Genomic DNA, 19672 nt, shown 5'->3' on the forward strand with positions numbered 1-19672 from the left:
CCCATTTTTCATATCCTTTATTTTATCATAATTTTCTAAAAAATCCAAAAATCCAATACAAGTAAGAAAAAAACTGCAAGGTTTTCCTTGCAGTTTTTTTAAGCGTTAAGGACCTTGTCCAAAAATTCTTTTAGACGAGGGTGTTGTGGGTTGTCAAAGATTTGATCAGGGGTTCCATCTTCTAGGAATTCACCGTCTGCAGTAAAGATAACACGATTGGCAACTTTACGAGCAAATCCCATCTCGTGAGTTACGATGATCATGGTCATACCTTGTTCAGCCAATTCCTTCATAACGTTAAGAACGTCTCCAACCATCTCAGGGTCAAGAGCAGAAGTTGGCTCGTCAAAGAGCATGATATCAGGGTTCATTGCTAAACCTCGAGCGATAGCCACACGTTGTTTTTGTCCCCCTGATAGACTATCAGGATTAGCATTGGCCTTGTCAGCAAGTCCAACCTTTTCAAGAAGTTCCATGCCTAATTTTTCTGCTTCAGCCTTGGTTAACAACTTATGCTCGATAGGAGCGAAGGTGATATTTTCCAATACGGTCATATGTGGAAATAGATTGAAGTGCTGGAACACCATTCCGATATTTTCACGAACATGGTCTACGTTGGTTGCTTTATCCGTCAAATCATAGCCATTAACTGTGATGCTTCCTTTTGTTCCTTCTTCGAGGAGATTTAAGCTACGCAAGAAAGTTGACTTACCTGAACCAGAAGGTCCAATGATACAAACAACATCTCCTTCATAGAATTTCGCTGAAATTCCTTTAAGGACTTTGTTTTTACCATATTGTTTATGTAAGTTATGAACGTCAATTTTTAATTTTGCCATTATTGAATCCTCTTTTCTAAGCGTTTTGCTAGTCTAGTTAGAAGAGTGATAATCACAAGGTAAAAGATTGCGAGAATTGCATACATTTTGAAACTTTGATAGTTACGAGCAATGATAATCTTACCAGTCTGGAAGAGTTCTACCAAACCGATTGCAGATACGATTGTTGTATCTTTAAGAGCGATAACAAATTGGTTGACGAAGTTTGGAAGCATGAGCTTGGTTGCTTGTGGCAAGACAATCTTACGCATGGTTTTTCCATATGAAATACCAAGACTTCGACTGGCTTCCATTTGTCCAACAGGTACGGCCTTGATACCACCACGAACAATTTCAGCAATGTAGGCAGCTGAGTTTAGGGAAAGTGCGATAGTACCAGCGACAAAGTCGTTGATTGGACTTTGTTGACCTGTAAGAGATTCGATAAAGTTAGGAATGCCCCAGAAAATGAAAGCAGCAAGAATCATCAATGGAATACCACGGATAACGTCAACGAAAATCTCTGAAATCAAACGGAGTGATTTATAAGGGCTGACACTAAAAATACCAAAGATAATTCCGATGAAAATCGCAATTACAAATGAAATCAGTGCTAATGAGAGGGTAATTCCAAGTCCGCTGAGAAGTTGTTTGTAGTTGTTTTTCAACAAGCCCCAGATAGTTGTTTCATCAGCGATTGAACTTGTAGTAGTAGAATTACTAGCTAGATACTTATCCAGGATTTTTTGGAATTCTCCATTTGCCTTAAGGTTTGCAAGACCCTTGTTAAACTTCTCTAACAATTCTGGATTGCTTCCTTTTTTTACTGCAAAAGCAGTTTCACCGATTGGTGTACCTGCGATTGGTGCTTTTAACTTTTGTCCTTGACTAATAGAGTATTTAATAACAGGTTCGTCGTCCATAACGGCATCAATTGAACCAGTGTTTAAGCTATCATACATAGATGCAGCATCGGAAAAAGTTTTAATCTTGTAACCGTACTTGCTTTGATTCTCTGTTAGGAAGGTTTGAGAAGCAGTACCATTCTTGACACCCACAGTCTTACCGTTCAAATCTTCATAAGAAGAAATAGAGCTTGATTCCTTAACACCAAGAATAGTATTTGCTGTATAGTAAGAATCAGAGAAATCAAAAGTTTCTTTACGAGCATCAGTCACTGACATACCTGCAATGATACCGTCTGCTTGTCCAGATTGGACTGCGTTAATAGCAGCATCAAAACCTGGATTGGTAATCTCGATTTCAAAACCTTGGTCTTCAGCGATTGCCTTGATTAGATCCATATCGATACCAGTGTATTGATTACTTGAGTCTTGGAAAACAAATGGCGCAAAAGATGAGTCACTGGCGATAACATACTTCGTTTTTTCTGTGTCAGCTTTTGCTACTCCTAGTGAAAGAATAGGAAATAAAATTAGCAAACAAGCTAGAATTTTTTTCTTCATGTGATGTCTCCTTTCGAGATATTTTTAAATTATATCAAAAAAGTTGAAGAAGGGCAAATATTTTATATTTCTATGTAAGAAAATATAACATAGAACAAAATGAGGGTGTCTGTTGAGAAACAGAAACTCTTTCCTTTTTATGGTAAAATAGAAGGATAGAAAATGTGTATGAGGCTATTATGATAAATCGAATTACAGACAACAAATTTAAACTAGTATCCAAATACCAACCGTCTGGGGATCAACCGCAGGCCATTGAGCAGTTGGTGGATAATATTGAGGGTGGAGAAAAGGCTCAAATCTTGATGGGGGCGACTGGTACAGGAAAGACCTACACTATGAGTCAAGTCATTGCCCAGGTCAATAAACCAACTCTTGTCATTGCCCACAATAAAACCCTAGCGGGACAGCTCTATGGGGAGTTCAAGGAATTTTTCCCTGAAAATGCAGTCGAGTATTTCGTATCCTATTATGATTACTACCAGCCTGAAGCTTATGTTCCTTCTAGCGATACCTACATTGAGAAGGACAGCTCTGTTAATGATGAGATTGATAAACTTCGCCACTCAGCAACATCAGCTTTGTTGGAGCGTAATGATGTTATCATTGTAGCATCTGTGTCTTGTATCTATGGTTTGGGATCTCCTAAAGAATACGCTGATAGCGTCGTAAGTCTGCGACCAGGCCTTGAGATTTCTCGAGATAAACTGCTCAATGATTTGGTGGATATTCAGTTCGAACGCAATGACATTGATTTCCAACGAGGTAGATTTCGTGTACGTGGGGATGTGGTGGAAATTTTCCCTGCCTCTCGTGATGAGCATGCCTTTCGTGTAGAGTTTTTCGGGGATGAGATTGACCGTATCCGTGAGGTCGAAGCTTTGACAGGTCAAGTTCTGGGCGAAGTGGATCATTTGGCGATTTTCCCAGCCACTCACTTTGTGACCAATGACGACCACATGGAAGTAGCTATTGCTAAGATTGAGGCTGAGTTGGAAGAGCAGTTAGCTATCTTTGAGAAGGAAGGTAAGCTCCTCGAAGCGCAACGCTTGAAACAACGAACAGAATACGATATCGAGATGCTTCGTGAGATGGGCTATACAAACGGTGTTGAAAACTATTCACGCCACATGGATGGACGAAGCGAAGGAGAGCCTCCTTATACTCTTCTGGACTTCTTCCCAGATGATTTTTTGATTATGATTGATGAGAGCCACATGACCATGGGACAGATCAAGGGGATGTATAATGGAGACCGTTCACGTAAGGAAATGTTGGTGAATTATGGTTTCCGTTTGCCATCTGCCTTGGATAATCGTCCCCTTCGTCGTGAAGAGTTTGAAAGTCATGTTCACCAGATTGTCTATGTGTCAGCGACACCTGGTGATTATGAACACGAACAGACTGATACCGTTATTGAGCAAATCATTCGTCCGACTGGTCTTTTGGATCCAGAAGTGGAAGTGCGCCCAACTATGGGACAAATTGATGATCTTTTGGGTGAAATCAATGCCCGTGTTGAAAAGAACGAACGGACCTTTATTACAACCTTGACCAAGAAAATGGCTGAAGACTTGACTGACTATTTCAAAGAAATGGGGATTAAGGTCAAATACATGCACTCGGATATCAAGACTTTAGAGCGAACAGAGATTATCCGTGACTTGCGCTTGGGTGTTTTTGATGTCTTGGTCGGAATTAACCTCCTTCGTGAAGGGATTGACGTTCCAGAGGTAAGTCTAGTTGCCATTCTCGATGCCGACAAGGAAGGTTTCCTTCGTAATGAGCGTGGACTCATTCAGACCATCGGTCGTGCTGCCCGAAATAGTGAGGGGCATGTTATCATGTATGCTGATACTATAACTCAATCTATGCAAAAAGCCATCGATGAAACAGCCCGCCGTCGTAAAATCCAGATGGCTTATAATGAAGAACACGGTATCGTGCCACAAACCATTAAGAAGGAAATCCGTGACCTGATCACTGTAACCAAGGCAATTGCTAAGGAAGATGACAAGGAAGTCGATATCAATAGCCTTAACAAACAAGAACGCAAGGAACTTGTTAAGAAACTGGAAAAACAAATGCAAGAAGCCGTCGAAGTGCTTGACTTTGAACTAGCAGCTCAGATTCGTGATATGATGCTGGAAGTCAAGGCGTTGGATTAGATAGGAGAGAAGAATGAAAATTCTAGTCATCAATGGACACCCTGATAAGGAAAGTTACTGTCAGGCTATTTTTCAAACCATTGTAGAAAATATTGATTCAAAGCACCATGAAGTTGAAGTCATCAACCTTAATGAAGAGGACTTTGATCCTGTTTTACGTTATGGCTATCGAAAACGTATGGAAGAAGATTCTTTTATCCTTCGTTCCCAAGAATTAATACAGTGGGCGGATCACCTGATCTTTGTTTATCCCATCTGGTGGAGTAGTATGCCGAGCCTTATGAAGGGCTGGATTGACCGGGTCTTTACACCGGGGATTGCCTACTCGGCCAATGATCAAGGAAGCTTCATCTGGAATTACCTTAGAGGCAAGCAGTTTAAAAAGTTATTAAAAGGGAAAACAGCCAGTATTTACGCAACTTCTATGGCGCCCACTTGGTGGTACAAAATCTTTTCGGGTCCTATCAACATTCCAGATAGCTATGGCATCTCTGTTTTGAAAAATGCGGTCTTGAATCACTGTGGAATTAAAACTAAGCGCGTGTGCGTACTAGGTGAAGTTGGACGGGATGTGAATACAGCAAGTATGCGTGAAGAGCATCTCAAAAAGGTCGCAGCAGAAGTGAAGAAACTATCATGAAACAAGAAAGTAAGAGACAGAAAACATTAAAAAAACACCAGAAATCAAAGCGAAAGATTGGACTACTGGACCGCATGAATCTGTGGTTTGTGCAACATTCAACAATTGGCTGGATTCTTGATGCAAGCGTTCTTTTGTTTTCCGCTCTAGGAATATTATGTCTATTGTACGGAACAACCTTTATTCCAAGTCCCTATCGGGAACTGCATTATAGTTTTCCACTTTTTTTAAATCTTTTTGTATTGGTGAATTCATCTTATCATACTTTCTTTCGTACCCTTAGAAAAGACTGGATTTCCTTGCGAAATTTTGCAAATATGTTTTTATATCCTAACGGAATTGCTTGTGTATTCCAGTTAACGATTGGGATGACCTCTAAAAGAGGAACAAGATTACTTCCGATATGGGCATTAGACTATCGCTATATCTGGTTTCCCCTCGTTACTTATTTTATTTTCTTTCTATTGCCTATTGTGATAATTATAATTTCCAAGCATATTGAAAAGAAAAAAGGAAAAAAAGAAAATAAGGAAAATCCACTCAAATGAAAAAGAATAAAAGATATTCAAATACAAAAAAGAATCTCTCAAGGAGAGAAAGTTTTCATATTTGGCTAGATTCTCATAAATTTTTAGGATTTTTCTTGGTTCTCGGTCTTATCCTAGCAATAGGACTAAGTTTGAATCTAATTTTTGAAAGTCTTCCTATTCCGTCGCCCTATAGAGATATCAATTATAGTTTTCCATTATATTTAAATCTTTTTTGTCTGGTGTATCGATTATTTGACTATTGGTTCCTAGACTTGTCTGGGGCAAGGATGACAATAAAAAGATATGCAGATTTATTTATTTATCTTAATAGTATCGGTTTAGTGGCCCATCTCTTTATCGGGGTTGGTGGAAAAAATAGTAAAGGGATTTTACCCTCCCTCTTATCTCTAGATCACCGCTACATCTGGTTTCCAATTCTTACTTATATAACCTTCTTCTTAGTGGCTACTTTGATTATTTTAATTTCCAAATATATTAAAAAGAAAAGGAGTTAATCATGCTAAAACATCTAACTATATTTAGGATTCTTTACCTTATGTTTCTTGTATTTGTCCTGATTCATTTTATCTTAGGCTTGTTCGGTTTTGCTTTTACACCTATTGTGTGGAACATCTGGTTATTTAGTCTTTGCCTTACTTTATTTATTCATCCATGGACTATCTTCTATAAAACTAGAATCTTTCAATGGCATCATTTAATTTTTCAGACTCTCAGTGGCTTTTTCGCTCTTTTAATCTGGTTAGTGATATTCTTTTTCCTATCTTTTATTCCAGACTCAGCCATGCCTATCAGTATAGACTATCAAGTCAATAGTAAAGACAAAGAGATAAGGATTAATAGGGGTTCTTTTCTTGATGATACTCGTGAATATCATGACTTAGTTAATCCTTTGATTATGAAGTCTAAAGTTAAGTACATGATAGAAAATAACCCTTAGAAAGTGAATCCTATGTCTCGAGCACAATTAACGATTTTAACAAATATTTGTATGATTGAAGATCTAGAAAAGCAGCGCGTGGTTATGCAGTATCGATCACCCGAAAGCAACCATTGGTCTGGCTATGCCTTTCCAGGAGGCCATGTTGAAAATGGAGAGGCTTTTGCAGAATCTGTTATTCGTGAAATTTATGAGGAAACAGGCCTAACGGTTCAAAATCCTCAACTTGTCGGCATTAAAAATTGGCCGTTAGATACAGGTGAGCGTTATATTGTCTTTTGTTATAAGGCTACTGAGTTCTCTGGTACCCTTCGTTCTTCAGATGAAGGAGAAGTTTCCTGGGTACAAAAAGACCAGATTCCAAATTTGGATCTGGCTTATGATATGTTACCTTTGATGGAGATGATGGAAGCTCCAGACAAGTCTGAATTTTTCTACCGTCACCGTACAGAGGACGGGTGGGAAAAGAAAACCTTCTAATCTTTTACTAAATAACCAAGCTGGTCCAAGGCCTTCTCAATATAGAGGAGGTCTTGTTTATTTTCTGCTTCAATTAAGTGATAATGGATACCATCTGTCAATTCAGATAGGGGGCGAAAATCAGACGTCTTAACTTGGTTTAAAAAGTGCTCCACATCGCGTCTACAACTTAGTTTGAGGAGGGTTTCGATTTCCCCGTAGACAGGATGGTCAATAAGGATATTTTGAACCCGTCCTCCGTTATCAACGATAGCAAGTAATTCTTGCTCCATATCTTCCTCTTTATGTTTGACCTTAAAGAGTTTATGAACAAAAGAATTAGCTTTGTTTTCTTTATAGATATAGCCACGATTGGTTGATAGGATAGGAGCACCATCTGCACGAAGAACAGCAATGTCCTGAACAATAATCTGGCGAGTGACATGAAAATGTTCTGCTAAGCTTTGTCCGTTTAGAGGTTTTTGAGCTTCTTTTAAGAGTTGTAAAAGGGTTTCTTTTCTATTTTTTGTCATAGTCTCTTTCTTAATGGCGTTTTTTTAGTGCTTTATAAACAGCTAATGCTAAGTAATAGTCTATCATACTATGAACAATAGTTCCAAAACCAACCAATACAAAGAGAACATAGAACATATTTTTTAGGTCTGTTCCTGTACTAGCATAGAAGATAATACAAGCAAAGACTTCGGCGATGGCATGAACCAAACCTAGGATAAAGTTAAAAATCAAAGAAGATTTTGGATTATCTAAGGTTTGAGGATGTTTTTGCAGATAGAAGGCGCCCAAAGTACCGAAAAAGATATGGGAGAAAGCTCGAAGTACAATAACGATCGGATAACCAGCCATGAGGAATCCTAGGCTAGAAGCTATAATGACAAAGATTGCCATCCAAGGAGAAAGGAACATAGCGATAAAGATTGCAACGTGGCTTCCTAGAGTGTAAGAAGCGGGTGGAATAACAATCTTGAAGGGCATCACCAAGGGAATCAAAATAGCGATAGCGGTTAGCAATGCGGTTAAAGTCATGAATTGGGTTTTCTTTTGTATATTCATAATAACTCCTTTTTCTGTATATACAGTTGTATAGTACACTAAAATTTTAAACTAGTCAAGGAGCAAATTGCATTTCTGGAGAAAAATAGTTAAAATAAAGTAAAGTATCTTAGTAAGAATAGAGAGTCAAGATGGTAGATATTCTTTATCCGATTTTTATCATTCATTATTTATCCAAGCAGAAAAAAACAGAATTCAAAGTATCAAAATTTACCACATTTTCAGCCTATAGTTTCTTAATGATTTCGATAATAAGAATCGCATTTGGTTCCTTAGCTCTGATTGTTTTCTCGATACCCATATTCGGTTTCCTCTATTTCAGTATCATAGGGCTCATTCTTTATCACATTAGCATTATTTATGGCATAATCCTACTTTTCTTGTCATTAACTTTTTTCTTAGACAGTCAAAAATCTTATCAGGACATTCAAACCACGGGAAATACTCCATTCATATTTCATGTGTTAATGTTGTTCTTTCATGCGCTCTTAATCTATAATACCTTGATGCCAATCTTTTCCATTTACTGAAAAAATATAAAAAATATTCTTCTCTAAGTGGCAGTAGAATTTAGAAAAAACTCAAATTTTTTTAAAAAATACTTGCTTTGATAGAATTCTTGTGATATACTTATAAACGGTTTGAAAAAACTGCCTAAGACAGTAGGGGAGCAAGACTCATAAATATCCTACCGAGGACAAAACGTATCATGTAAAAAGAAGCGTATTGTACTTTCGTGTCTAGGTTTGGGCGCGTTTTTCTTTTGGAAAAATTCCCCAAGCAAAATAATTACGGAGGTGAACACACTAATGAGTGAAGCAATTATTGCTAAGAAAGCGGAACTAGTTGACGTAGTAGCTGAGAAAATGAAAGCTGCTGCATCAATCGTCGTTGTAGACGCTCGTGGTTTGACAGTTGAACAAGATACAGTTCTTCGTCGTGAGCTTCGTGGAAGCGAAGTTGAGTATAAAGTTATTAAAAACTCAATCTTACGTCGTGCGGCTGAACAAGCTGGACTTGAAGATCTTGCATCTGTTTTTGTTGGACCATCTGCAGTAGCATTTTCTAACGAAGATGTTATCGCACCAGCGAAAATCTTGAACGACTTTGCTAAAAACGCTGAAGCACTTGAAATCAAAGGTGGTGCAATCGAAGGCGCTGTCGCATCAAAAGAAGAGATTCTTGCTCTTGCAACTCTTCCAAACCGCGAAGGACTTCTTTCTATGCTCCTTTCTGTACTTCAAGCGCCAGTGCGCAACGTTGCTCTTGCAGTCAAAGCGGTTGCAGACAACAAAGAAGACGCAGCTTAATTATAAGCTACGCAGCGTAGCCTAGCTACAAAAAATTAACAAAATTAAATTTAAACTTATTTGGAGGAAATAACAATGGCATTGAACATTGAAAACATTATTGCTGAAATTAAAGAAGCTTCAATCCTTGAATTGAACGACCTTGTAAAAGCTATCGAAGAAGAATTTGGTGTAACTGCAGCTGCTCCTGTAGCTGTTGCTGCAGCTGGTGCTGCTGACGCTGGTGCTGCTAAAGACTCATTTGACGTTGAATTGACAGCTGCTGGCGACAAAAAAGTTGGCGTTATCAAAGTTGTACGTGAAATCACTGGTCTTGGACTTAAAGAAGCTAAAGAACTTGTTGATGGTGCACCAGGTGTCATCAAAGAAGGCGTTCCAACTGCAGAAGCTGAAGAAATCAAAGCTAAATTGGAAGAAGCTGGAGCTTCAGTTACTCTTAAATAATAGAGCGACTACATTTGTAGCTTAAAAACATGATTAAACCGCTATTCTTAGGAGTAGCGGTTTTTCTTTTTGTTCAAAAAGGGGCAAAAAAGGGACAACGATGTTAAATTGGTGTGTCTAGTTTAGATGATTTAGAAAAGATTCCTTATGAAAATAATTTACTTTTGAATTTCATTTTGTTATAATAGACGCAAGAAAGAATATCTTATCGGTAGATTCTAAGCGAGCCTGAGATAGTGAGAGTCAGGTGGTTAAGAGATAAGTGTGGCGCTTTCTGTAGTATTTTCAAAAACAATGAAGTAATAAATTAGGGTGGAACCGCGTTTCTGACGCCCCTAGTCGCAAGGCTTGGGTGTTGAAATTCGGTTCTTTTTGAATTTGTCTAATGCCTAAGTAGAAAGGAGTACAATGCTTAAAGGATCTTGTTTATGTAAAGCAGTGACTTACACTCTAGATGAGGAATTATCTGAATTAGTTTTTTGCCACTGTTCATTCTGTCGGAAAGCAACTGCGTCTGCCTATACAGTTAATGCCAAAGTTAGCAGTAAAAATCTAGTATTGCATGGAAAAGAAAAGCTTGTTACGTATAGTTCTTCTCCAGGAAAACAGCGTTATTACTGCCAGAACTGTCATAGTCAAATTTTCACTGTTCAAGAAAATATACCAGAAGTCTGTGCTTTGAAATTAGGTACAATAGATGAATGCGATCAGAATTTACAAACTGTTCCTAAACGTCATATTTTTCAGGACCCAGCTTTTTCTTGGATGCTTGATAAATAAACCTAAAAAGATAATATAAATTAAAGGAGTAAATAATGTCTAAAAAATTGACTTTCCAGGAAATTATCCTTACTTTGCAACAATACTGGAATGACCAGGGTTGTATGCTTATGCAGGCTTATGATAACGAAAAAGGTGCGGGAACCATGAGTCCTTATACTTTCCTTCGTGCCATTGGTCCTGAACCATGGAATGCGGCTTATGTAGAACCATCTCGTCGTCCAGCGGACGGTCGTTACGGAGAAAATCCAAATCGTCTCTACCAACACCACCAATTCCAAGTGGTTATGAAGCCATCTCCATCAAATATCCAAGAGCTCTACCTTGAGTCTTTGGAAAAATTAGGTATCAATCCATTGGAACACGATATCCGTTTCGTTGAAGATAACTGGGAAAACCCATCAACTGGTTCAGCTGGTCTTGGATGGGAAGTGTGGCTTGATGGGATGGAAATCACTCAGTTCACTTACTTCCAACAAGTCGGTGGTTTAGCAACTGGCCCTGTTACCGCTGAGGTCACTTATGGTTTGGAACGTTTGGCTTCTTACATCCAAGAAGTAGATTCTGTTTACGATATCGAATGGGCTCCAGGTGTTAAATACGGAGAAATCTTCCTTCAACCAGAATATGAGCATTCAAAATACAGCTTTGAAGTTTCTGACCAAGATATGCTTCTTGAAAACTTTGAAAAGTTTGAAAAAGAAGCTGGACGTGCTTTGGAATTAGGCCTTGTGCACCCAGCCTATGACTACGTTCTGAAATGTTCACACACCTTCAACTTGCTTGATGCTCGTGGAGCGGTATCAGTTACAGAACGTGCTGGTTACATTGCCCGCATCCGTAACTTGGCCCGTGTCGTAGCAAAAACCTTCGTCGCAGAACGTAAGAAACTTGGCTACCCACTTCTAGATGAAGCCACACGCGCTAAACTCCTAGCAGAAGAGGAAGAATAGACAGAATTACGGGAATAAATGACTGAAAGTCGACCGTAGGTCGCTAAATAAAACAAGACCGCTGTAGTGAAAGTCGGGTAAGAAGTTTCTTATCCGATTGGGGAACTGACGAGACTTAAGGCTTGGCAGTTAGCAATGAAACCGAAGGTTTGCTTGCGTCCCCCACTACTAAAGGTCTTGTTGAAGAAAATTAATTGATTGTGTAAAGGAAAAAACATGACAAAAAACTTATTAGTAGAACTAGGACTCGAAGAGTTACCAGCCTACGTTGTCACACCAAGTGAAAAACAACTCGGCGAAAAAATGGCAGCCTTCTTGGATGACAACCGCCTTTCATATGAAGGAATTCAAACCTTCTCAACTCCACGTCGTTTAGCTGTTCGTGTACTTGGTTTAGCAGACCAACAAACAGATTTGACTGAAGATTTTAAAGGACCTTCTAAGAAAATTGCTTTGGATGCAGAAGGAAACTTTTCTAAAGCAGCACAAGGTTTTGTCCGTGGAAAAGGCTTGACTGTAGATGACATTGAATTCCGTGAAATCAAAGGTGAAGAATACGTCTACGTAACCAAGCATGAAGCTGGAAAACCAGCGGAAGAAGTTCTGACTGGAATTCCAGAAGTCTTGGCTAGCTTAAGTTTCCCTGTTAGCATGCGTTGGGCAAACAATACCTTTGAATACATTCGTCCGGTCCATACATTGATAGTCCTTTTGGATGATGAAGCTCTTGATATGGACTTTCTAGATATTCATTCGGGACGAATTAGCCGTGGACATCGTTTCCTTGGACATGAAGTGGAAATTCGTCATGCTGATAGTTACGAAGAAGATTTGCGTAAAGTTTATGTCATTGCTGATAGCATTGAACGCGAAAATATGATTCGGGAACAAATCAAGGCTATTGAAGTAGAACAAGGTGTTCAGGTTCAAATTGATGAAGGACTCTTGAATGAAGTTCTGAATTTGGTTGAATACCCAACTGCTTTTATTGGGAATTTTGATCCTAAATATCTAGAGGTTCCAGAAGAAGTTTTAGTTACTTCAATGGAAACTCATCAACGCTACTTTGTAGTCCGTGATCTTGAAGGAAATCTAAAACCAAACTTTATTTCTGTTCGAAACGGTAATGCAGAGCATTTGGAAAATGTTGTTCGAGGGAATGAGAAAGTCTTAGTTGCACGTCTTGAAGACGGAGAATTCTTCTGGCGTGAAGATCAAAAATTGAAAATTGAAGATTTAGTAGCTAAACTATCACATGTAACCTTCCATGAAAAGATTGGTTCATTACGTGAACACATGATCCGTACAGGACAAATTGCTATTCTATTAGCAGAGAAAGCTGGTTTATCAGTTGATGAAACTGTTGATCTTGCTCGGGCTGCAGCCATTTATAAATTTGACCTTTTGACAGGTATGGTTGGTGAGTTTGATGAGCTTCAAGGGGTCATGGGCGAGAAGTATGCTCTTCTTGCTGGGGAGAACGCAGCAGTGGCACAAGCTATTCGTGAACACTATCTTCCGGATTCGGCTGACGGAGCTCTTCCTGAGTCTAAAGTCGGAGCTATTCTTGCACTAGCTGATAAATTAGATACTCTCTTATCTTTCTTCTCGGTTGGCTTGATTCCATCAGGTTCAAACGACCCATATGCTCTTCGACGTGCAACACAAGGAATTGTTCGAATCTTGGAAGACTTTGGTTGGAAGATTCCAATGGACGAATTGATTGCGAGCCTTTATGCCTTATCATTTGAAAGTCTAACTTATGATAATCAAGAAGAAGTGCTTAACTTCATTAAAGCTCGTGTTGATAAGATGATGGGTTCTACTGCAAAAGATATCAAAGAAGCTGTTCTCGCAAGTTCGAATTTTGTTGTTTCTGATATGATTGAAGCTGCAGAAGCACTGAAAGAAGCATCTCTAAATAGTGACTACAAACCAGCTGTTGAATCCTTATCTCGTGCCTTTAACCTAGCGGAAAAAGCAGAAGGTTCAGTCAAAGTTGATACTAGTCTCTTTGAAAATGAACAGGAAAAAGAACTAGCTCAAGCAGTAGAAAATCTAGAATTGAAAGGTTCAGCTAGTGATAAATTAACGCAGTTATTTGCTCTTAGTCCTGTTATTGATGCATTCTTTGACAATACAATGGTTATGGCAGAGGATGTTGATGTTAAGAATAATCGTCTAGCTATTCTAACTGAACTTGTGAATAAAGCAAAAACTGTCGCTGCTTTTAATCTTCTTAATACAAAATAGAAATTAAAAAGTAGATTGGAGGTTCAAATATGACACCAGAAAAAATCGCTCGTATTAATGAGCTTGCTAAAAAGAAAAAAACAGAAGGTTTGACTGCAGAAGAGAAAGTAGAACAAGCCAAACTTCGTGAAGAATATATCGAAGGTTATCGTCGTGCGGTTCGTCACCACGTTGAAGGAATTAAAATCGTGGATGAGGAAGGAAACGACGTGACACCTGAAAAACTTCGTCAAGTACAACGCGAAAAGGGTTTGCATGGTCGCAGTCTTGATGACCCAAATTCATAAAGTAAATAAAACCTCGGTTAGTATAAGCTAACCGAGGTTTTTGTATTGAAAAAAGGAACCCAAAATGGTCCCTTTAGATTGGTTTTTAGTTACTTGCACCAGAAGTAGCATCAGCAGCTCCGTGGCCACCGTCACCATGTCCTCCAGCGTCAGATGCACCAGAAGTAGCATCTGTATCACCATGCCCTCCAGCAGGAGCAAATGGTCCGCTACCTCCTACCAAACGTTGACCAGTTTCTTTTAAGTACCAGTCAAGCCATGGTTGGAAGTTAAAGACGATTTCATTAATACCAGCATATGATCCATCTGGATAGTACATTGCTTGGTAGTTGTGAGTGTTGATAACACCTGCAGGTGAACCAGGAACGATTGTACGTACATATTCTTGGTTACCATTACGAAGTGTTCCGATAACCCATTCAACGTTTTTCATACGTGCTGGTGGAAGTGATCCGTGAACTGTTGACATACGGCTACCAGATTGAGATGGTACACGTTTCGCAAACATTGTGTCAGGATCTTGGTGAGCGTTGTTGTAGTAGAGGAATTGGTTGTTATCATCAGCATATGTCAATTCAAAAGGCATAGCTTTCAAGAACATATCAATTTGGTTAACTGTCAAGATACCATGGTCAAGTTTAACATATGTATCACCTGAAACAGCACCTGTGATTTCTGCAACTTTTTCTACCCAGTTTGGATCGTCTGGATCAACTTCTGTAATAGTTGTAGCGATTGGTTTGCCACAATCCAAGTCTTCTGGTTCAATTGGTTTTGGTTTTTTCAATTTAGAAACGACTCCTACGTATTTGACAAAGTTATCTAAGCAAGTTTCAAGGAATTTAACTGTTCCTTCGTTAATAATGTTTCCATTTGCGTCGAAAGCTTCTTTAGCTTTTCCAAGGAGGAATTCATTACCTGGCAATGTGTAGGCATTCACTCCTGGTGCATCAAGAATCTTACGAAGATGAACTTGAGCACGTGAAGTACCTTGGTCATAATATGAAGCACCCACAATCATAACTGGTTTGTTTTCAAATGGATGAACTTCAAATGAAAGCCATTCAAGAACAGATTTAAGTGAAGCAGAAATAGTGTGGTTGTGTTCAGGAGTTGCGATAATGACACCATCTGCACGAGTGATTTTATTGTACAACACTCGTAATTGGAAGCTTTCATCCCATTTTTCATCTTGGTTAAACATTGGAACTTCATCGATTTCCAAAACTTCTAGTTCAAATTTAATTTTAAACTGACGGCGGATGAATTCCAAGAGTTTGCGGTTATATGATTGATCGTAGTTTGATCCAACAAGTCCAACAAATTTCATTCTTTCGATCTCCTATCTTACAATTTTTCCCAGTCAAAGTCTTCAGCATCTTTGCGAAGAAGTTCTTGTGCGTTACGCAATTTTTCAGTAACTTTAACAAAGATACGGAAGTCATCAAAGATGGCATCTAATTTTTTGATGACATCAAGATCTACTAAGTCACCATTCTGATCAAATGCTTGAAGAGAATGAGAAAGCAAGAATTCATCTGGGAGAACATTTGCTTTGATTTCAGGAGCATTTAGAATTTGACGAAGTTGCAATTGAGCACGAGAAGAACCAAGTGTACCGTATGAAGCACCTGTAATCATAACAGGTTTGTTTAAAAGTGGGAATACTCCATAGGAAATCCAAGCAAGAGCGCTCATAAGAACAGCTGGGATTGAGTGGTCATACTCAGGAGTACCGATAATAACACCATCAGCAGCTTCAATTTTAGCAACAATTTCACTAGCTTCGGCCGGAATTTGTTTGTCGGCTGGTTTGTTAAATACAGGTAGGTCTTTAATTTCTACCAATTCGATTTCAGCTTTATCTGCAAAGTGTTTTTGCATATATTGAAGCAGTTGGCGGTTTGTGGAACGTTTTGAGTTAGTTCCTACAATAGCAATAAGTTTAAGCATGGGCTTTCCTTTCTCTTTTTGCATTATTAATGATTTATCGTTGGATACCAGATGAACAAGCTAGGCGTCCATCTTTGTCAATGAGGATGGCTTCGATACCATCAATATTTTCGACTTGCCACATAATAGATGCGCTACGTTCGCCAAATAATCGTGTGGTCCATATCTCGCCGTCAACAGATCGGTCAGATATTATGGTTAAACTAGCTAAATCCGTTTCAATAGGATAGCCTGTTTCACTATCGAAAATGTGATGATAATCCTTGCCATTGATTGCAAGATGCCGTTCATAAATCCCAGATGTAACCACTGATTTTCCAGTAATAGACAAGGTCATCAGGTGATTACCGCGTGGATTATTTGGATCTTGAATGCCGATTTGCCACGGACGTCCATCTTTTGATTGATTGTTCCCAATTGTGAGGATGTTTCCTCCAAGATTGATAAGAGCAGCAGTGACGCCGTTTTCTTTTAAGAAAGCTGCAACCTTATCTGCACTATACCCCTTTGCTAAACACCCTAAGTCAATTTTCATTCCTTTTTTTTCTAGGAAAACCGTAGAATTGACTGAATCGAGTTTAATAAAATGAGGGTCTATTAGTGGTAAGGATGAAGCAATTTCTTCAGGGCTTGCAACCTTTGCATCGGAAAAACCGATACGCCAGGTTTGAACCAAAGGTCCTATACTAATATTGAGATGACTTTTAGGTGCTAGACTGTGTTCTAGACCTAATGAAATCAGTTCAAACAAATCAGGGTGGACTTTAACTGGGGCAATACCTGCCTGATAGTTAATTTCCATTAATTCAGATTCAGTACTGTTAGCATTGAAGCGGAATTCAAGTTCCTTGAGCAAATCAAAAGCTTGACGGAGAAGATTATCGGCTTGTTCATGTACTAAGGAAATAGTAATCGTAGTTCCCATTAATCGCTCAGATGATGAACTAAGAGGCAAAGAATCAACTCCCTTCGAATCACTCAGAAATAGCTACAAATCTTAATTTAAAAAGAAATTAAGAATTTATAATTTATTTCCATATAAATAGAATATCATAAAGTCAGCGTTTTCACAAATTATTTTTTACAAAAAGTCAAGAAATATGCTTAAAAAATTAAAAACACCTCCAAATCAATGAGGACTCTTTGAAAACAAATTGATATATCTTTCAAAAACTTTCTTAAATAACATCAAACTGGTCAAAAGTCTTGAAAACGTTCACAGATAATGGTATACTTGAGAGGTAAATAAAAAAATAAAGGTAGGATTTATCTTATGAGTAAAATCGTAGTCGTGGGTGCTAACCACGCTGGAACTGCATGTATCAACACTATGTTGGACAACTTTGGAAATGAAAACGAAATCGTTGTATTTGACCAAAACTCAAACATTTCATTCCTTGGATGTGGAATGGCTCTTTGGATTGGTGAACAAATCGACGGCGCTGAAGGATTGTTCTACTCTGATAAAGAAAAATTGGAAGCAAAAGGTGCTAAAGTTTACATGAACTCACCTGTTCTTTCAATCGACTATGACAATAAAGTTGTGACAGCAGAAGTTGAAGGTCAAGAACACAAAGAATCATATGAAAAATTGATTTTTGCTACTGGTTCAACTCCAATCTTGCCACCAATCGAAGGCGTTGAAATCGTTAAAGGTAACCGTGAGTTCAAAGCAACTCTTGAAAACGTACAATTCGTTAAATTGTACCAAAACGCAGAAGAAGTTATCAACAAACTTGCTGACAAGAGCAAACACCTTGAGCGTATCGCTGTTGTAGGTGGTGGTTACATCGGTGTTGAGCTTGCTGAAGCTTTCGAACGTCTTGGAAAAGAAGTTGTCCTTGTTGATATCGTTGACACTGTATTGAACGGATACTATGACAAAGACTTCACACAAATGATGGCTAAAAACTTGGAAGACCACAACATCCGTTTGGCACTTGGTCAAACTGTTAAAGCTATCGAAGGTGAAGGAAAAGTTGAACGTTTGATCACTGACAAAGAAACATTTGATGTGGATATGGTTGTTCTTGCAGTTGGTTTCCGTCCAAACACTGCACTTGCTGATGGTAAGATCGAACTCTTCCGTAACGGTGCTTTCCTTGTTGACAAGAAACAAGAAACATCTATCCCAGGTGTATATGCTGTTGGTGACTGTGCGACTGTTTATGACAACGCTCGTAAAGACACTAGCTACATCGCACTTGCATCAAACGCTGTTCGTACTGGTATCGTAGGTGCTTACAATGCTTGTGGACATGAGCTTGAAGGAATCGGTGTTCAAGGATCAAACGGTATCTCAATCTATGGTCTTCACATGGTTTCAACTGGTTTGACACTTGAAAAAGCAAAAGCTGCTGGTTACAACGCAACTGAAACTGGATTCAACGATCTTCAAAAACCAGAATTTATGAAGCATGACAACTATGAAGTAGCTATCAAGATCGTCTTTGATAAAGACAGCCGTGAAATCCTTGGTGCTCAAATGGTATCTCGTGATTCAGCAATTAGCATGGGAATTCACATGTTCTCACTTGCAATTCAAGAACACGTTACAATTGACAAATTAGCATTGACAGACCTATTCTTCTTGCCACACTTCAATAAACCATACAACTACATCACAATGGCTGCACTTACAGCAGAAAAATAATTGATGATATATCAATAAAAAAAAGTAACTTCAACTATTGAAGTTACTTTTTTTATTTTAAGGTTAAGAAACCTCGTCTCTTGCTGGGAAAGTAAACCCTTCTCCAAGGATTTCGTGAGCTTCAGTGATAGTAATAAATGCCATCGGATCAACTGTATGAATCATTTCTTTCATCTTGACAATTTCATTTCTTGCGACAATACAGTAAATAATCTTTAAGTCCTTTTGGCTATAGTAGCCTTGTCCTGAGATAAAGGTAACACCACGACCGAGTTCTTCGTTAATTTTATCGGCTAATTCCATCGGTTTTTGAGTGATAATCATAAATCCTTTTCCAGCATATCCACCCTCACCGATTAAGTCAATAACTCTTGAAACGATGAAGTCAAATAAGAGAGTATAGGTTACAAGACGTAGGTCTTGGAATATGATTAAAATCAGCATCAGAATTAGAAAATCAAGTCCAAAAAGCAATTTTCCAATAGAGATATGGGTGTATTTGTTAAGAATACGTGCGACAATATCAGTTCCACCAGTTGTCCCGCCTGCGTTGAAAATAACACCGAGACCAACTCCAAGGAGCACACCCGCTACTAAAGCTACAACAACCAGATCTCCTTCAAGGTTAAACTGGAGAGGAATCTTCTCAAAGATAGCTAACCAGACGGAGACGGCAATGGTTCCAAGTAGACTGGAATATAGGGATCTAAGTCCAAATATTTTCCAAGCTAGTAGGAAGAGAGGGATATTAATCAAGATATTCATCATCGAAATAGGGATGTTAAAGAGATAGTAGGTAATCAAGGTTATCCCCGTTGCTCCACCTTCGAATAAATGATGTGGAACAACAAAATATGTGAGTCCGAAGGCGAAGATAGCAGCTCCGAATATGATAGTTATTGTTGATTTAATTTGCCGTAGCATAGATC

At 38.6% G+C, this 19672-nt stretch carries 21 protein-coding genes and 1 other annotated feature; of the genes, 13 read left to right on the forward strand and 8 right to left on the reverse strand.

The genetic code is table 11. The features are described from left to right. Window positions 1-98 precede the first annotated feature (98 nt). Window positions 99-839 carry an amino acid ABC transporter ATP-binding protein gene (locus TZ94_RS08030; protein WP_045615802.1) on the reverse strand — a complete coding sequence of 247 codons (741 nt, stop codon included), beginning with the start codon at window positions 837-839 and terminating at the stop codon, window positions 99-101. Continuing rightward, window positions 839-2284, reverse strand: coding sequence for an amino acid ABC transporter substrate-binding protein/permease (locus TZ94_RS08035; RefSeq protein WP_080929494.1), 1446 nt, complete (start codon window positions 2282-2284; stop codon window positions 839-841). Before TZ94_RS08035 ends, TZ94_RS08030 begins: the two co-directional genes overlap by 1 nt. A 179-nt stretch (window positions 2285-2463) precedes the next feature. Between TZ94_RS08035 and uvrB the strand changes: the two genes are divergently transcribed. From uvrB to TZ94_RS08065, 6 genes are read left to right on the forward strand one after another with little or no spacing between them, the layout of a single operon-like run. Further along, window positions 2464-4452, forward strand: a complete 1989-nt coding sequence (gene uvrB / locus TZ94_RS08040; RefSeq protein WP_045615803.1) for an excinuclease ABC subunit UvrB — start codon at window positions 2464-2466, stop codon at window positions 4450-4452. Between the two features lie 13 nt (window positions 4453-4465). Beyond that, window positions 4466-5092: an NAD(P)H-dependent oxidoreductase gene (locus TZ94_RS08045; protein WP_045615806.1), complete on the forward strand. Its 627-nt coding sequence runs from the start codon at window positions 4466-4468 to the stop codon at window positions 5090-5092. Next, window positions 5089-5640 (forward strand): hypothetical protein, encoded by a 552-nt coding sequence (locus TZ94_RS08050; protein WP_045615808.1) that lies wholly within the window; start codon window positions 5089-5091, stop codon window positions 5638-5640. Before TZ94_RS08045 ends, TZ94_RS08050 begins: the two co-directional genes overlap by 4 nt. Next, on the forward strand, window positions 5637-6137 hold the full coding sequence (locus TZ94_RS10090; protein WP_241767292.1) for a hypothetical protein: 501 nt from the start codon (window positions 5637-5639) through the stop codon (window positions 6135-6137). Before TZ94_RS08050 ends, TZ94_RS10090 begins: the two co-directional genes overlap by 4 nt. A 2-nt stretch (window positions 6138-6139) precedes the next feature. Further along, window positions 6140-6580, forward strand: a complete 441-nt coding sequence (locus TZ94_RS08060) for a hypothetical protein (protein ID WP_045615809.1) — start codon at window positions 6140-6142, stop codon at window positions 6578-6580. 12 nt (window positions 6581-6592) lie between these two features. After that, window positions 6593-7060: an 8-oxo-dGTP diphosphatase gene (locus tag TZ94_RS08065; protein ID WP_045615811.1), complete on the forward strand. Its 468-nt coding sequence runs from the start codon at window positions 6593-6595 to the stop codon at window positions 7058-7060. On the opposite strand, the gene TZ94_RS08070 is transcribed toward TZ94_RS08065, so the two are convergent. Both TZ94_RS08070 and TZ94_RS08075 read right to left on the reverse strand, forming a co-directional pair. Further along, window positions 7057-7572, reverse strand: coding sequence for a transcription repressor NadR (locus tag TZ94_RS08070; protein WP_045615812.1), 516 nt, complete (start codon window positions 7570-7572; stop codon window positions 7057-7059). The genes TZ94_RS08065 and TZ94_RS08070 overlap by 4 nt on opposite strands. Before the next feature lie 10 nt (window positions 7573-7582). Continuing rightward, window positions 7583-8110: an ECF transporter S component gene (locus TZ94_RS08075; RefSeq protein WP_045615814.1), complete on the reverse strand. Its 528-nt coding sequence runs from the start codon at window positions 8108-8110 to the stop codon at window positions 7583-7585. Between the two features lie 635 nt (window positions 8111-8745). After that, window positions 8746-8881, forward strand: a sequence feature (ribosomal protein L10 leader region). Window positions 8882-8919: 38 nt separating this feature from the next. Here TZ94_RS08075 and rplJ point away from each other — a divergent pair. From rplJ to TZ94_RS08110, 6 genes are all read left to right on the forward strand, one after another. After that, the gene (gene rplJ, locus TZ94_RS08085; RefSeq protein ID WP_045615818.1) at window positions 8920-9420 is read left to right on the forward strand and encodes a 50S ribosomal protein L10; all 501 of its coding nucleotides are present in this window, start codon (window positions 8920-8922) and stop codon (window positions 9418-9420) included. 75 nt (window positions 9421-9495) lie between these two features. Then, the gene (gene rplL / locus TZ94_RS08090; protein ID WP_001196964.1) at window positions 9496-9864 is read left to right on the forward strand and encodes a 50S ribosomal protein L7/L12; all 369 of its coding nucleotides are present in this window, start codon (window positions 9496-9498) and stop codon (window positions 9862-9864) included. Between the two features lie 408 nt (window positions 9865-10272). After that, window positions 10273-10644, forward strand: a complete 372-nt coding sequence (locus TZ94_RS08095) for a GFA family protein (protein WP_045615819.1) — start codon at window positions 10273-10275, stop codon at window positions 10642-10644. Window positions 10645-10679: 35 nt separating this feature from the next. Next, window positions 10680-11597, forward strand: coding sequence for a glycine--tRNA ligase subunit alpha (glyQ, locus tag TZ94_RS08100; protein WP_000038760.1), 918 nt, complete (start codon window positions 10680-10682; stop codon window positions 11595-11597). 216 nt (window positions 11598-11813) lie between these two features. After that, window positions 11814-13850 (forward strand): glycine--tRNA ligase subunit beta, encoded by a 2037-nt coding sequence (glyS, locus tag TZ94_RS08105; protein WP_045615821.1) that lies wholly within the window; start codon window positions 11814-11816, stop codon window positions 13848-13850. 29 nt (window positions 13851-13879) lie between these two features. Next, complete coding sequence (locus TZ94_RS08110) at window positions 13880-14137, forward strand: DUF896 family protein (RefSeq protein ID WP_016465955.1); 258 nt, start codon at window positions 13880-13882, stop codon at window positions 14135-14137. A gap of 85 nt (window positions 14138-14222) precedes the next feature. On the opposite strand, the gene TZ94_RS08115 is transcribed toward TZ94_RS08110, so the two are convergent. The 3 genes from TZ94_RS08115 to TZ94_RS08125 are packed head-to-tail and all read right to left on the reverse strand — an operon-like array spanning window position 14223 to window position 17045. Continuing rightward, entirely contained in the window at window positions 14223-15467 is a 1245-nt protein-coding gene (locus tag TZ94_RS08115; protein ID WP_045615823.1) for an NAD(P)H-dependent oxidoreductase, read from the reverse strand. Between the two features lie 17 nt (window positions 15468-15484). Continuing rightward, window positions 15485-16090 (reverse strand): NADPH-dependent FMN reductase, encoded by a 606-nt coding sequence (locus TZ94_RS08120; RefSeq protein WP_045615826.1) that lies wholly within the window; start codon window positions 16088-16090, stop codon window positions 15485-15487. A 34-nt stretch (window positions 16091-16124) separates the two neighbouring features. Next, complete coding sequence (locus tag TZ94_RS08125) at window positions 16125-17045, reverse strand: FAD:protein FMN transferase (protein ID WP_045615827.1); 921 nt, start codon at window positions 17043-17045, stop codon at window positions 16125-16127. A gap of 318 nt (window positions 17046-17363) precedes the next feature. Here TZ94_RS08125 and nox point away from each other — a divergent pair, with 318 nt between their 5' ends. Further along, window positions 17364-18743: a H2O-forming NADH oxidase gene (gene nox, locus TZ94_RS08130; RefSeq protein WP_045615831.1), complete on the forward strand. Its 1380-nt coding sequence runs from the start codon at window positions 17364-17366 to the stop codon at window positions 18741-18743. Between the two features lie 63 nt (window positions 18744-18806). Here the strand turns inward: nox and TZ94_RS08135 are convergent, their stop codons facing one another. Beyond that, complete coding sequence (locus TZ94_RS08135) at window positions 18807-19667, reverse strand: YitT family protein (protein ID WP_045615834.1); 861 nt, start codon at window positions 19665-19667, stop codon at window positions 18807-18809. Window positions 19668-19672 lie beyond the last annotated feature (5 nt).

Source organism: Streptococcus infantis (assembly GCF_000960085.1).
GTDB lineage: Bacteria > Bacillota > Bacilli > Lactobacillales > Streptococcaceae > Streptococcus > Streptococcus infantis_C.